This window comes from Planktothrix sp. PCC 11201 (assembly GCF_900009135.1).
Taxonomy (GTDB): domain Bacteria; phylum Cyanobacteriota; class Cyanobacteriia; order Cyanobacteriales; family Microcoleaceae; genus Planktothrix.
Genome location: NZ_LT797693.1, coordinates 379,492 through 393,947 on the forward strand (window position 1 = coordinate 379,492; position 14,456 = coordinate 393,947).

Here is a 14,456-nt window from a genome sequence, read left to right on the forward strand (position 1 = left end):
GCCCCCCCCTGCTCCCCCTGCCTCCTGGCTTTTAACCTCTAAATATATTTTTATCGATGAAATCCTATCTTGCCGCGGCTATTCAAATGACCAGTACACCTTGGCTAGACAAAAATCTAGCGGAGGCAGAAGAATTGATTGATTTAGCAGTTCGTCAGGGGGCAGAGTTAATCAGCTTGCCTGAGAATTTTCCCTTTATGGGCGAAGAAGCCGAGAAAATGGCTCAAGCTGAAACTATTGCTCAAACTACAGAAAAATTTCTTAAAACCATTTCCCAAAAGTTCCAAATTACTCTATTAGCTGGAGGATTTCCAGTTCCTTCGGGTGATGGCAAAGTATATAATACGGCGGTGTTAATTGATGCTAATGGTCAAGAATTAGCCCGTTATCAAAAAGTTCATCTGTTTGATGTTAATTTACCCGATGGTAATACTTATCGGGAATCTAATACGGTGATGGCGGGGACGGTTTTACCTCCGGTTTATCATCATCCAGAGTTGGGCAACCTGGGAATATCGGTCTGTTACGATGTCCGATTTCCAGAACTCTATCGCCATTTATCCGCAAAAGGAGCAGAAATTTTATTTGTCCCAGCAGCTTTTACTGCTTATACAGGTAAGGATCATTGGGAAGTTCTCCTCAAGGCTAGAGCGATTGAAAATACCTGTTATGTGGTCGCACCTGCTCAAACAGGATGTCATTATGGGCGTCGGAATACCCATGGTCATGCAATGATTCTTGACCCTTGGGGGGCGGTTTTAGCCGATGCTGGTGATAAACCAGGGATTGCGATCGCAGAAATTAATCCCACCCGTCTGGAACAAGTTCGTCGCCAAATGCCGAGTCTGCAACATCGGGTATTTATGTGAAATGGGGATCACGGATTTAAGAGGATTTCACGGATTTTAATCTGTGTTAATCTTGCCAGAATGGTTGTTCATTTCCTACATGGGTTGTATTAGTAGCACTGTAAATATTGCCCTGTAATTCTTGATAATAGTCATCATCTAAGAAATTAACATTAATTCCGGCAATGGCAACCCGACGTTTAAAGTCTTCTTGGGTGTAGTCTCGGCCATCAATTAAGGCTCCTTTCGGATTAGATACTAATAATTCCCCATTCACATAAACCGAATTAATTAAATTTGGCCACCAAGCATACCCACTATAACTAAATAAAGCCGGAATTCTAATAATTTGATCATTTCTGAGATTAAATTCTTTTTTGAGTTGATTAATTAAGGGTTCGATTTTCTGTTTTTGTAAATTCAGATTATGTTGGATTAATAATTGATTATTTAAGGTAGCTCTGACTGTTGTTTGAGTGCTTAATCCGCGATTAATTGCCGCCCCTTCATAACCTTGTTTTTCCAGTTCTTTTAATAGTTTAACTCCTTCCTCTGGACTAGCAATTAACATTAAAGGTTCGCCGGAAGCACTAGGAATAAAATTAATAATTTCATCAACATGACGCAACATCAACCAAGAAGTATCAATGGCAACGGGATCACCTTGAACTTTTTGGGCTTTTAAAAACTCAACAACTTCGGGATTTAAACTAACATTATCAGCTGTGCCATAATAAATTCTTCCCAAAGGATAATCAGGTAAAGCGGGAGTTACGGCTAAATTATTATACCAATCTGCCCATTGATTAAAAGCATCTAATTCCCGAGGTTTACCCACTTCAAACCAGCCAAAATTTTGATTCATTAAAGATTTAGCATAATCATCACTTTCCGCACTTCGGTTTCCTTTTAAAACCACCGGATTTTTCTCTAAACCTTCGGGTTTGGGAAACTGAACATAGCCTATTTCTTGAGTTCCTCGCATCCATAAAGTCGCCCCTGGTGTGACTTTAACCTTTGCCCCAGTCTTTTCAACAATGGTTTTTACATCTTTAATGATAGTTTGATTATCACCGCGATCGCTAATATGAACCTCGGAAACAGGTTCAGTATTATCAGACATAATCCAAGGAGCAACCCCCATAGAAATGCTATCCGTTGCCACCACAATTCCCTGTTTGCGAGCAATGGCTTTTAAATTAACTAAACCCGACCAATTGCTATTAGCAAATTGTTTTGCTTCTACTCCTAAAACAATATCTGAACCAAATTCTAAAGGCGTTGTACCCGATAAATCAATAGCTTTCCACCCGGTCGATGTTTTCTGGAAAATATTAATATAGGGTTGTGCTGCTTGATCAACGGTGAGCAATAATTCAGAACCTTTATACTCTGGATCAACTTTAAAATGAACTAAAGCCAAATCCTTTTCATCTTCAGCCCCATTAACTGTTTTATCTCGCCAATCGGGTAATCCATTAATATCATCATCATCATTATTAAATAATATTAACGGCCCTAGGGATAAAGACCATTGTTCCGGGCGTTGTTGATCTTGTTCATTCACAATACCATCTCGGTTTGTATCTCCATAGAGTTTAAACCCGGGAAATTGAGGATTTGCAACGGAAACGGTCGAAATTGTTTGCGGTTTTTCTGGTTGTTGTTGTTGGGATTGTTGGATTAAGGCGCGTTGATAGGTGGCGATCGCTAAATAACCCTGATATTCTACGGTTTTATCAATAGCTTTAGAACTCAGAAAAGACTCTCTAGGAATTTTCCGTAGGGTATCAATAGCTTGAATCCATAATTGTTGTGCAGTTTCCCAATCTTCTATTGTATTAGTTTCAGATTGTTTACCAAAATTTGCCGCTTGAGTGGCTATTTTTATTACCTGATTCCAAGTTTCCAGGGTTTTTTCTTCAAATTTAATTTGAGCTTCAACTTGGCGATTAGCTTTAACTAAAGTTTCGTATTGTTTCAGTTGCAGTTGATATTGCCAAACTTCTAAATTACTATTAATATCAGGAGGACTAGAAACTTTCTTCAATTCAGCTTTAATCAAATCTTGTAATTGATATAATTCGGCTAAGGATTGGGGTGTAACTTCTGTGGTTTCTGTGTTATAATTGCCCGGAGTACCTGCTTCAAATCCTTGCAGTTGCACGCCGGAGTCATTAATCCGATACTCTAAATTGAGATCCGTTGGTGAAGATTGGGCTAAAGTTGAAGGGGCAGGAACTAGGATAATTCCAACAACTACACCCAAAGCATTAATTAAAGCAACAGCAATGTAGCGCATCCAATTCATGGTCAACCTCAGACATCCTGATTGATTGTACCTGAAATTGGCTAACTGTAGATCAGATATCCCTCAATCCTTTTTAAAAAGGCAGATTTTAAAATTCTTAATGGTAGGGGCGAGGTCTTCTCGCCCTCTTAATATCCTGAATCTGACAACCTTTTATCCAATTCCCAATAAAGGATCACTAATATTAATAATAGAAATACTATTTTTAACAGTATTAACATCGGTAATATTAGCCACTAGACCAAAAATATTTCCGGTTGTCGTTTGACGAATAATTATTCCCTGAGATATTCCAGTTGCTAGTTGTAAATTAGCAGTTTGATCAAATGTTTCTAGGGTTAATTCTTGTGAATTTAAACTAGCAATAATCACAATTTTATCCCCTTCTGTGGGGTTAAAATCCGTAATGAAATCGGCTTCTGTGGCGTTAACCGGAACTTCGGAAGCATTTGCACCTAAAATAAAAGTATCAGCATCAGTGCCGCCTGTCAGGATATCAAAGTCTAAATCTCCGATTAAAATATCCCGTCCGGCACTACCTTCTAAAATATCTTTTCCTTTCCCGCCTCTTAATAAGTCATTTCCATCACCTCCCATTAAGAAATCATCCTCACGATTGCCATTAATAATATCATTTCCCCCATCGCCATTAAAAGTATCATTTCCCTGACCGCCTCGGAGTAAATCAATGCCTTCGGCACCGGATAATTGATCATTTCCGGTATTACCATTCATAACATCAGTTTGATTAGAACCCACTAAAATATCATCCCCAGCTAAAGCCAAAATACCCCCCGGATATTCCCTTGTCCATTCGGGCAAAACTAACCCGGTGGGTTGTTGGGAAATATTAAAATAATTGGCGGGTGCTAAGATATCAATATCATCGGTTAAAACAAACAGTTGAGCAGATTTTCCCGATAATTCGGTTAAGGTTTTATAACTGCTTAAAATATTAATATCTTCGAGAATTAGACTCGGTTTCACTTCCAAAGTAGGGGCGGTACTTAGGGTAATTTGGGGGTTTTGTTCTAATAATTTATTAACCCAAGGTTCCGCAATGGGTAGAATGGTGTTAAATAAGGGTTCATACTGGGGAAAGAAGGTGAAAATAACGGGTTTAGCAATGGGAAAAATGACATTGCTAATGAAGTTAATAATTTTGTTAAACATAGGGAAAAATTTTTAAGTGAAAATCATTAGTTATTCTTTTTGATTTTGCACTTTCATTTGTGATCATTCAGGATAGTTTTTTCAGCTTTACCCTCTCTGACAAAAACTCAACACGCCCAACCATTAAATAAACGGAAAAACCCCCATCGGCGCGGAAAATCTTGCCGGGGGTTTTACTTGTATGAAATAATTATTTCAATTAATTTTTACTAAAATCGAATCTTTTTCCACCTTGGCAATATAGGTGGGGAGAGGTTTATCAGCCGGGCCTTGTAGCACCTTACCATCCCCGGCAAATTTGGAGTCATGACAGGGACAAACAAAGACATTTTGGTCTTTCTCCCAGGTCACGGCACAACCCGCATGGGGGCAAATGGGATTCACGGCCTTCACCTGATTACTATTGGTAGGATCTGGAATTACCAACACCTTCCCCGACGCCGTTGCCGCTAGAAGTTGCCCTTTAGCACTCAGATCGGAAACAGTCCCAACGGCCACAAAGCCATCACTGCGGGGGGAATTGACGGTCAAATTTTCCTTTGTCCCCGAGCTACAGGCAGCGAGCGCCAACGGCATCATACTGCCTACACCCACTAAACCGACAAATTCTCGACGCTTCATAAATACCTCTTTGATCAGTCAATTGGCTTAAATTACCGACTCATAAGCTTGACCAGAGGTTACACTAGGACAACTAGCTGTATCCCCTTCATTAACTACGGTTTCACCAGAAACTTTACAGACGTAGAAAGGGGTAGCCTCGCGCCAAGCGGTTAAATTCTCAGACGCTTCTGTGTAGAGTTTAGCGTGTTGAGTTTCGGCCGCCAGCGCATAGTTGAGGCTTTTCAAAGCAGCCTCGTTATTTTCAGTTTTGGCTTGAGTAATAAAACCAGGATACATGGTATCCCGTTCATAGGATTCACCCTTAATTGCTTGCTGTAGGTTTTCAGCCGTCGATTTCGCTTCTGGGGTTGTAATCGTATTTTTGGGAGTTGCTCCCATGGTTTGAATGACCTGAGCATGGTTATCTCGGTGGATTTGTTCCGCTTTAGCAGCCGCCCGGAACAGACTGGCAACTTCTTTATATCCCTCTTGCTCCGCTTTCTCAGCAAAGCCAAGATACATGACATGGGCGTTGGACTCCCCATTGTAAGCAGCTTGCATATTTTTCAGCGTGGGGGATTCTGCTTGAGCAACTGGTTGGGCTGGTGGTTGTGTAGGAGGTGCCTCCACCTTAGCAACAGGAGGTTGAGATTGGTTACAACCGAATAGAGATGCTGTTCCCAGAACCGCCAGAGAGGCTAAAACGGCTGTTTTTTTGGACAGACTGTGGGATTTAAAAACGCGAATCATAAAATAATCTCCTGAAGAAAATTAAGGGGAAAGATATTAATAATCTGAACTAATTTCAACAGTAGAACCAGAAGGGGGAAGAAATTGGGGTAGATGGAAAAAAAATTCACACAATGGGTAAACGAACTTGAAAACAACTACCAACCCCCAATTGACTACTCACCGTAATCTCTCCACGATGCTGTTGGGCAATGGTTTGAGCGATCGCCAGTCCCAAACCAGTCCCCCCAACCCGTCGAGATCGGGCGCGATCTGCTCGCCAGAATCGATCAAAGACAAATTTCAAATCTTCCGGGGCAATGCCAATGCCTGTATCGGTAATTGCGATCGCCACTGCATGATCTATTTTCTTCATAGAAAGTATTACTTGTCCTCCCTCGCAGGTGTAATGGAGGGAATTTTCCAGTAAATTTGTGAATAAGCGATGGATTTGCTCAGAAATTCCCCTAACTTCTACATTGGGCAGTAAATAAAACTGAAGGTCAATGTTTTTGGCTTGAGCTTGCCCCTCTAATAACGAGCTTAAATCCTGTAGGAGCAGATCCAGTCGGATCACCGTTGACTCCTGGGTTTGGGTAATCACATCCGCATCCATCCGGGCTAACAACATCAAATCATCCACTAGCCGGGTCATTTGTTTAGTGGCATTAGCAATTCCCACCACCTTCTTCATTTCCAGGGGATGAATTCGTTCTGGGTAATATTGCATCACCTCCGCCGAGGTCTTAATCGCCGCTAACGGACTGCGGAGTTCATGGGAGGCGTCGGCGGTAAACTGTTTCAATTGTTGTAAACTACGTTCAATTGGTTTCAGGGACTGGCGGGTCAGCCAGATACCACCTAAACCCGTGACTGCTAAAATGACGCTACCCCCAAACAACAATCCCCATCGGAAGCGGTCGAGCAAATCCTCCACCTCGGTAATATCTTCGCTGGTGCGAATATATCCTTCTAATTGAGGTTTTCCCTGTGGGTAACTGTAGACGGACAAGGTGACCAGACGAATGTTACCCGGTTCTAAGGTTTGCCAGCCGGGAACAGGCGGGAGATCCCAAAGCAGTGTCCCGGCATTGCCCACCAACTGCCCCTGAGCATTAAACCATTCCACACCCTGATTTGGTTCTCGCAATTTCCGCCAAGGAATATCTAAGTCTTGATCGTGATCTAATCGCCGGGGGACATCGGGATCAAGGATGTGATTGGGATTGCCGTTTTCCTGTGCTTGGAGATATTCAGCTTTGATGCTTAATAAACTGTGGGAGGCAGCCTGTGCTAGTACCTCCAAACGATGCTCGAACTGAGCATAAAGACTATGATAGGTAAACTCATAGACGGCGATAATTGATGACCCCAGGATGGCTAACATCACCGCTAAGTAATATAAAAGCAACTGCCAACGTAGGCGATGGGATGTAGTATATTTAGTTCTGTTTAAGTCGATACCCCAAGCCATAAATACCTTCTATTAAATTCGCTGGCGCACCTGCGGCTCTTAATTTTCTTCGCAATGCTTTGAGATGAACTTTTACCGTTTCTTCCATGGGTGGCTCGTCCAGTGACCACAAATGGTCAATGATCGTGGCCCGACTGATCACTTGTCCTTGATGTCGCAGGAGTAAGTCTAATAAACCGTATTCTTTGGGAGTCAGGTTGAGTAGTTGTCCCTGATAGGTGACTTGACAATTACTAGGATTCAGCGATAATCCATTTGTTTCTAGTAGGGGTGTTTGGGTGGTGCTACCCCGACGCATTAAGGCTCTGATCCGCGCTAGTAATTCCGGCAGGTCAAAGGGTTTCACTACATAATCATCGGCTCCCACATCCAGACCCATGACCCGATCACTGCTGCCATCCCTTGCCGTCAGCATCAGAACGGGAGTCTGATGGCCATTTCTGCGCAATCTCCGGCACAAACTGATGCCATCTAGTTTGGGGAGCATAATATCTAACACAATTAAATCATAAGCAGAGGACTCAATCAACTGCCACGCCAGTTCACCATCCCCAACAGCATCGACTATATAATGCTGTTTGTCGGTCAGAACTTGCTCTAAGGCTTCAGCAATTTGCTCATCGTCTTCTACTAATAAGATTTTCATTATTAACTTCAGCAGGATCTGCCTATGTCTTCTTTATTTCTATGTTTTCGTCTTGACTAAACCATAATAACCGAATTCCTAATACCGCAAAACCGATGGCGGCGGCAATTTTAACTAGACGAGTGGGTAAAACTTCTGCAACCCCTTGTCCCACTATCACACCGAGGAAACTGGCTAATAATAGGGCGGTGGCTGTACCAAAAAAGATAGCCCGGGGGGATTTGCTAGTCCCACTCAAAGCGATCGCCGCCACTTGACTTTTATCCCCTAATTCTGATAGAAAAACCGTGATAAAAGTCAATCCTAATAGTTGAAAATCCATAGATTTAATTATCACTAATTTAGTGTAAAACTTCCCAAAACAATAGCACCGAAATCAATAATAAACTGCTACCCGCAGCCAGTTCTAAGGTTCGGGGTGAAATCCGAGAAGCTAACCATTGTCCGACTAAAACCCCTAAGAAACTGGTTAAAACTAATGCACTTCCCGCCCCGGCAAAAACGATCCAAGGATTACGAGATTCTGCTGTCATTAATAAAGTGGTAAGTTGGGTTTTATCTCCAATTTCAGCTAAAAAAATAGTAATGAATGTGGAGACAAAAATCTCCCCCGTATTGGGTTTCACCGAATCTTGCTGTTGATCTGTCTGTTTTGCGGAATTAGCGATCGCAGATAGTTTACTAGCGGGGTCTTCCTGAACTTCAACAAGGGTTTGGGGTGAACTCATTGGTTGACGGTTGGGGTAATATTAAAACTATATCATAATCTTTTCATATTTTACCCCATCCGGCAATAAAAAACTGGGAAAGTCCCTAGAATTCATACCCGACGGTTTGATTAAAACGCTCCATTTCCGGGGAATCATCCCCATAGATGCCTTCAATTTGTTGTTGACAACAATCAATGGCAAAATCGTTTAATTCTGACGCTTCAATTCCATATAATTCCTGAAAAACATCGGATTCTACCCGACAAAATCGAGGGCGCTGATCATAAATTTTGCATTCTTTAGTTTCAGAATCAAAATTAATACACCATCCATCTTCTCCAACTAAACTTAAATATAATTGTAAGTCTTGCGGGGCTAAATATTGATCTAATTCAGGGCGTTCACTGGGGTCGAGATGACAGCACGCCCCACATTGTTTGATACAAAGCCAAGTGGTCATAATTCTGGATTAGCAGTTTTTAAATCAGTTGTTTCTGGTTGAGGATTAACCGATGGAGGAGAACTTGTTTCCTCAGATTCCGTTGTTTCTGAAGGAGTTTCAATTTCTGCAATTGTCATCCCTTCTTCAACACTTTCTGATTCTAAAGTATTAGTTTCAGAGGATATTTCTCCTATCACAGATTCCTGAATTTCCTCAATAATAGGATTAACCTGTTCTGTGATCGTTTCCACAACAAATTCAACCTGGGGAGTCACAATTTGTTCAAAGGGTGAAGGAGAAGATTTTTCAACTTCTTCTAGGATTTCTGGCTCACTAACCGCAGTTTCTGGGGTGAATTCCCCCTCAACAGCTATTGTTTCCCGATCCTCAAATTCAGCAAACTCATCCTTAGTCACCGTCTGACTGTCTTCTACAACCGTGGAAGCCGGGGGAACGGGGGTGGGTTCTGGGGATTTCGGCTGACTGGGAGTTTTAGGGGTTTTTGGCTTTTTATTGAATAAACCTGTTAAATTACTGACCAAACCCGATAGGGTTCCGGCGATCGCCGGGATAGATTTTTGAGGTTTAGAATCGGTTTTTGCAGTCTTGACCTTGGGAGTAACTCCAGGTTTTTCTGCTTTGACCTTGGGTGTTTCTACCTGGGTGTCTGAAGTTGGGGGAGTAATCGATGGTGTTGCTTCAGTTTCAGGAAGACTCTGTTCTTGGGTGATCGGGGAGATCGGCGGTTCCTCTACAATTTCTGGGGATGGGGAAATAATTTCTGGTTCGGGTTGTTCCTGGGTTTCTACAGGGGTCTCAGGAATCACTGAGTTGTTCTCAGACACGGGTTCGGGAGCAGTAACAATATCCTGTACGGGTTTGGGAAAAATTACCGGGGACTGACCACTGAGAAAGCCATTCAGTTTTTGTTTCACCTTCGCTGGAACCGGGGTTTGTTCAGTCACGGGGGTTGCTGATCGTCGTAGGGTCAGAACCTCCCATCCCAACCAAACCAACAGGGACACACTCGCCACCTGACCTAACAGCACGGCTCCGGTAATCCGTCCCGCACAAGCCCACAGAATTAGTCCATAAAACAATCCGACTCCACTCCAGACGAAATCACTTTTGCGGTGCACTTCTGGAAAGAAGAAGGCAGCCATATAAAGGCCAAAACTTGCTAAACCCACTGCGATCGCTAGAATATATGCCAGCATTTTTCCCTCTCACTCTATCAAAAAACCTCTATTCCGTTATTTTACCGTTAACGGTTGACGGTTAGCCGTTGAGATTTTGACTATTGGCTGTTGACGGTTTGTGATTCAGATCATAATTTAATGTGAATTTTATCACCTATCAACATTGTAGGGAATCATACGGAAAAGAAACATCGTCTAATTAATATATATATATCTACGATTTAAGGGTGCGGCTAGAAATTGTTTGATGGGGAGTTGATTATGTTAGAAAAATTATTGTTGGCGGCTTTTATTACGTTGTCTCTACATTTGCAAGTAAGTGTGAACTGGTTCGGCTCTAAACCATTATCCTCAATGGGAGTAGCCTCTCAAATGCAAGTGGAAAAAATTGTTCTGTCTCCAGACGTGATCGAGTAGATTTGGCTAACCTAGGCTATTTTAGGGACTAAACAATCCCTCTATCCTGTAGATAGAGGTTCCCTAAAAATCGAGTTTTCTTTTATGAAACTTTTCTCATCAAGATTTCATTTCTAGCTTACCCTAAATCGTTTCAGATTTTCCCTCACAAATCCTGATTTCCCATTGTCCACTCCCTCTTGCTATAATAAAATTCATAAATTTTTACTCCAAATTCCTCCGTTTTTCAGCCGATCTAAACAGATTCAGAAGCGGGGTTTTGTAAAATAGTGATTAAGGATTTGATAAAACTGGCTAGGGGAACTGCAATAATTAATCCGAGAAATCCGGCAATTCTAGCACCAATTAAGAGAGAAAGTAAAATTAAAACTGGGTTTAACCCGGTAAATCCTCCTAATAACCGAGGCGCAATACCATTTTCGATAATTTGATCGACAATAATTGCTGTAATTAAAACTTTTACCCCTAACCAAATACTATTCAAAGCCACTAAAAAGCAGATTAAACCAATTCCTAAACTGGCTCCGAAGGGAAATAAAGCCATTACCCCAATTACCATGCCAAATAGTAACCCAAAGGGAACTTGAATGATCACAAATGCTAAAGTCATCAGTATTCCTATCAGTGAGGCGACGGAGGCTTGACCAATTAAATAATTCTTAAAGTTTTTTTTGAGTGCTAGACGAATAGGAGTGCGAATTCGGACTGGAAAGAGTTTATATAAATCGTCCCAAAGCTGATCTCCATGCAACAATAGATAAAAGGTCATGGCGACCGTAATAACTAGATCTAATACTCGACCAAAAACCGTTAGTACCCCTCCAATTACATCTCCGCCTAGACTCTGAACTTGACTCGATAATTTTTCTAAAAGCTGAGAGGTGACTCCTCCAATATTCACTGGAATATGACGACTCATGGCCCAAGATTCTAGGGTTTTAACTTGTTGAATTCCTGATTCAATCCAACTGGGAAGACGTTCTATTAAAGTATTAAACTGTTGGAGAATCATGGGGATGAGGGTAATCCCTAAAATGATGAAAATAATTAATGTGATCAATAAAACCCCTAAAATTGCGATTGTCCGTTTGAATCCATAGCGTTGTAATCGTTGTACGGGATAATCTAAAAGAAATGATAATAGGGTAGCGGTGACAAAAATATTGATAATTGATTTAAAGTATTCTAACGTTAGTAATAATAGCCAACCATTTAAAACTAAGGCCGGAATTGCTGAGGCTATGACTAATAATCGGAGCCACGAGTTTTTAGTATTCATATAGGGTTTAACCATTGTTAATCTGATCCGTTGGGCCGGGACTTGACAAAAAACCCTGGTCGGGCTATTATATATTTACTGGTCTGTCGTTCGCGCCCAACCTTGACTAATTAATCAATAATTTTACTATCACCCAGTTCAGTGTCGCCAACTTATTTGTGTTTTCCTGTCCTTGGGGTTAGGCCATAGTTTTTGCTAAAGCTGCTAACGGTAAACCCGGAGGATAAATTCCTTCTTCCTTAATTCGCCGAATATTAGCATCTGGAATGGGAACTTTCAGATAGTTCGCCACCGAGCGTACCACATCCCCCCGATCAATGATACCCGCTATGGCGACCGCCGGAGATAATACCGTAATTCGACGTAATTCTTGGTCTTCCATCAGATTAATTACCTCCACCAATGAGGCTTTTTCTGATACCGTAATCAGTTCATTTAGAGGTTGCAGAATTTGATTTAAAGTTTGACTTTCCCATTGACTGCGTTCAACCACTCGCAACGCTTCCACGGAAACCAACCCCCGATAACGACCATTAGAAGATGCAAAATACACCGGAATGCTCTCAACCCCAATTAAATATTCATCGGCGAATTGACGTAAACTCAAATCCGCATCCACCACTCGAAATTCCCGGGTCATAGCGTCCCCAGCTTTAATATTAACTAAAGCTTCTTGTAGATCGGTGATTCGATTATAGGAAGTGGCATTTTGTAAGACAAACCAACCGATTAAAGCAATCCATAACCCGCCATAACTTCTGGCTAAAAAAACCGAAGATAAGCCCAAAGAAATGGCTAAAATGCCTAAAAACTGTCCTGTTCGTGCCGCCCAACGTACCCCGGTTAAGCGATTTCCAGTAATTTTCCAAACCGTTGCTTTAAGCACCTGTCCCCCATCGAGGGGTAACCCGGGAATTAAATTAAAGATTCCTAAAACTAAATTAATTCGGGCTAATTCCCCAACCACGGCATAAATTAAACTCGAATTCGGTAAGAGTTGGGCAACAAGATTCAGAATAAAAAATAAGCTAAAACTTACCAGAGGGCCAGCGATCGCCACTTGAAACGCTTGACCGGGGGTTTTTGATTCCTTATCAATAGCAGCCACTCCCCCAAACAGAAACAGAGTAATGGAGTTGACTCGAATTCCCTGGGATTGGGCGACCAAACTGTGGCCTAGCTCATGGAGTAACACCGAAGCAAATAACAAGAGTGCAATAGCTAACCCAGCAACCCAAGATAAAGTTTGCCCCCACTCCAAATAACTCTGGCGATTGGCAACCGTAAACAGCACAACAATCACCAACCAAGAAGAATCAACAAAGAAGGGAATTCCAAATAACGATCCAATCCGCCAACCTGCCTGCATGAGATGTCTTTGACTCCGTTTATTTCATTGTAACGGTCTAGGGTCTGCGATCATCGACCCCGGCCAAAAAATAGTCTGGAAAATTGCGACAGCCTTTACGGTATGATTGGGGTCAATAGAAACATCTATCTAGTCAAACTTTAGCCTGGTTTGGGCGATGCCATTGTTAGGAGGAACAAAGTAAGTGATTAAGGTCGCAATCAACGGTTTTGGAAGAATTGGACGTAACGTTTTACGCTGCTGGTTAACCCGGCAAAATAGCAATTTAGAGTTTGTGGGCATCAATGATACTTCTGATCCGAGTACCAATGCTCATTTGCTGAAATACGATTCCATGCTCGGCACACTCAAAGGCGTTGATATCAAAGCCGATGAGAATTCCATTACCGTCAATGGCAAAACCATTAAGTGTGTTTCCGATCGTAACCCATTAAATCTGCCTTGGAAAGAATGGGGTGTGGATTTAATTATTGAATCCACCGGGGTCTTTATTACCGAGGAAGGTGCTTCTAAGCATATTACCGCCGGAGCCCAAAAAGTCCTGATTACGGCTCCTGGAAAGGGAGAAGGCGTAGATACCTTTGTGGTAGGTGTGAATCACCATGACTACAATCATGATCAACACCGGATTCTGAGTAATGCCAGTTGTACCACCAACTGTTTAGCTCCCTTTGCCAAAGTGCTGCATGAAAAATTCGGCATTGTCAAAGGCACAATGACCACAACCCACAGTTACACCGGAGATCAGCGTCTGTTAGATGCCAGTCACCGGGATGTGCGTCGGGCCAGAGCCGCGGCGGTGAATATTGTTCCGACTTCCACGGGTGCTGCAAAGGCCGTTGCTTTAGTGATTCCTGAACTGAAAGGAAAACTCAACGGGATTGCTTTCCGGGTTCCGACTCCTAATGTCTCGATTGTGGATTTAGTGGTGCAGGTAGAGAAGGCAACCTTTGTTGAAGAAGTGAATTTAGCTCTGAAAGAAGCTGCTGACGGCCCCATGAAAGGGATTCTGGAATATAGCGATCTGCCTTTGGTGTCTTCTGACTACAAGGGACATGATGCTTCTTCGATTGTGGATGCCAGCTTAACAATGGTGATGGGTGGCGACATGGTGAAAGTGGTCGCCTGGTATGACAACGAATGGGGTTATAGTCAACGGGTGGTTGATTTAGCCGAATTGGTGGCTTCCAATTGGAAAGCCTAGATTTAATTGGGACGCCGTAAGTCCCCCACTGAATTTGGTAATCCGAATCAGT

At 42.2% G+C, this 14,456-nt stretch carries 15 protein-coding genes; 3 read left to right on the top strand and 12 right to left on the bottom strand.

Features of this window, described 5'->3' with window-relative positions:
- Nucleotides 1-56: 56 nt before the first annotated feature.
- On the top strand, nucleotides 57-869 hold the full coding sequence (locus tag PL11201_RS06585; RefSeq protein ID WP_079677777.1) for a carbon-nitrogen hydrolase family protein: 813 nt from the start codon (nucleotides 57-59) through the stop codon (nucleotides 867-869).
- A gap of 46 nt (nucleotides 870-915) precedes the next feature.
- Here the strand turns inward: PL11201_RS06585 and PL11201_RS06590 are convergent, their stop codons facing one another.
- The 10 genes from PL11201_RS06590 to PL11201_RS06635 all read right to left on the bottom strand — a co-directional run bounded on the left by PL11201_RS06590 (nucleotide 916) and on the right by PL11201_RS06635 (nucleotide 10,153).
- Entirely contained in the window at nucleotides 916-3,159 is a 2,244-nt protein-coding gene (locus PL11201_RS06590; RefSeq protein ID WP_079677778.1) for a protein-arginine deiminase family protein, read from the bottom strand.
- Nucleotides 3,160-3,312: 153 nt separating this feature from the next.
- On the bottom strand, nucleotides 3,313-4,332 hold the full coding sequence (locus PL11201_RS06595) for a calcium-binding protein (RefSeq protein ID WP_079677779.1): 1,020 nt from the start codon (nucleotides 4,330-4,332) through the stop codon (nucleotides 3,313-3,315).
- Nucleotides 4,333-4,527: 195 nt separating this feature from the next.
- Complete coding sequence (locus PL11201_RS06600; RefSeq protein ID WP_079677780.1) at nucleotides 4,528-4,953, bottom strand: QcrA and Rieske domain-containing protein; 426 nt, start codon at nucleotides 4,951-4,953, stop codon at nucleotides 4,528-4,530.
- 27 nt (nucleotides 4,954-4,980) lie between these two features.
- Nucleotides 4,981-5,685: a rubrerythrin family protein gene (locus PL11201_RS06605; protein ID WP_079677781.1), complete on the bottom strand. Its 705-nt coding sequence runs from the start codon at nucleotides 5,683-5,685 to the stop codon at nucleotides 4,981-4,983.
- A gap of 106 nt (nucleotides 5,686-5,791) precedes the next feature.
- Nucleotides 5,792-7,138, bottom strand: coding sequence for a sensor histidine kinase (locus PL11201_RS06610; RefSeq protein WP_079677782.1), 1,347 nt, complete (start codon nucleotides 7,136-7,138; stop codon nucleotides 5,792-5,794).
- The gene (locus PL11201_RS06615; RefSeq protein ID WP_079677783.1) at nucleotides 7,107-7,784 is read right to left on the bottom strand and encodes a response regulator transcription factor; all 678 of its coding nucleotides are present in this window, start codon (nucleotides 7,782-7,784) and stop codon (nucleotides 7,107-7,109) included. The genes PL11201_RS06610 and PL11201_RS06615 overlap by 32 nt, the downstream gene beginning before the upstream one ends.
- A gap of 22 nt (nucleotides 7,785-7,806) precedes the next feature.
- Nucleotides 7,807-8,106, bottom strand: coding sequence for a TMEM165/GDT1 family protein (locus PL11201_RS06620; RefSeq protein WP_079677784.1), 300 nt, complete (start codon nucleotides 8,104-8,106; stop codon nucleotides 7,807-7,809).
- A gap of 19 nt (nucleotides 8,107-8,125) precedes the next feature.
- Nucleotides 8,126-8,512, bottom strand: a complete 387-nt coding sequence (locus PL11201_RS06625; RefSeq protein WP_079677785.1) for a TMEM165/GDT1 family protein — start codon at nucleotides 8,510-8,512, stop codon at nucleotides 8,126-8,128.
- 85 nt (nucleotides 8,513-8,597) lie between these two features.
- Nucleotides 8,598-8,954: a YkgJ family cysteine cluster protein gene (locus PL11201_RS06630; RefSeq protein WP_079677786.1), complete on the bottom strand. Its 357-nt coding sequence runs from the start codon at nucleotides 8,952-8,954 to the stop codon at nucleotides 8,598-8,600.
- A complete protein-coding gene (locus PL11201_RS06635) occupies nucleotides 8,951-10,153 on the bottom strand; it encodes a Ycf66 family protein (RefSeq protein ID WP_079677787.1) in 1,203 nt (400 codons plus the stop codon). Before PL11201_RS06635 ends, PL11201_RS06630 begins: the two co-directional genes overlap by 4 nt.
- A 243-nt stretch (nucleotides 10,154-10,396) precedes the next feature.
- Here PL11201_RS06635 and PL11201_RS26420 point away from each other — a divergent pair, with 243 nt between their 5' ends.
- Nucleotides 10,397-10,552, top strand: a complete 156-nt coding sequence (locus tag PL11201_RS26420) for a hypothetical protein (RefSeq protein WP_159451518.1) — start codon at nucleotides 10,397-10,399, stop codon at nucleotides 10,550-10,552.
- Between the two features lie 235 nt (nucleotides 10,553-10,787).
- On the opposite strand, the gene PL11201_RS06640 is transcribed toward PL11201_RS26420, so the two are convergent.
- Nucleotides 10,788-11,846: an AI-2E family transporter gene (locus PL11201_RS06640; protein WP_234996627.1), complete on the bottom strand. Its 1,059-nt coding sequence runs from the start codon at nucleotides 11,844-11,846 to the stop codon at nucleotides 10,788-10,790.
- Nucleotides 11,847-12,009: 163 nt separating this feature from the next.
- Nucleotides 12,010-13,200, bottom strand: a complete 1,191-nt coding sequence (locus PL11201_RS06645) for a site-2 protease family protein (protein WP_079677788.1) — start codon at nucleotides 13,198-13,200, stop codon at nucleotides 12,010-12,012.
- 184 nt (nucleotides 13,201-13,384) lie between these two features.
- Here PL11201_RS06645 and PL11201_RS06650 point away from each other — a divergent pair, with 184 nt between their 5' ends.
- Complete coding sequence (locus PL11201_RS06650) at nucleotides 13,385-14,404, top strand: type I glyceraldehyde-3-phosphate dehydrogenase (protein ID WP_079677789.1); 1,020 nt, start codon at nucleotides 13,385-13,387, stop codon at nucleotides 14,402-14,404.
- The last annotated feature ends 52 nt before the right edge of the window (nucleotides 14,405-14,456 follow it).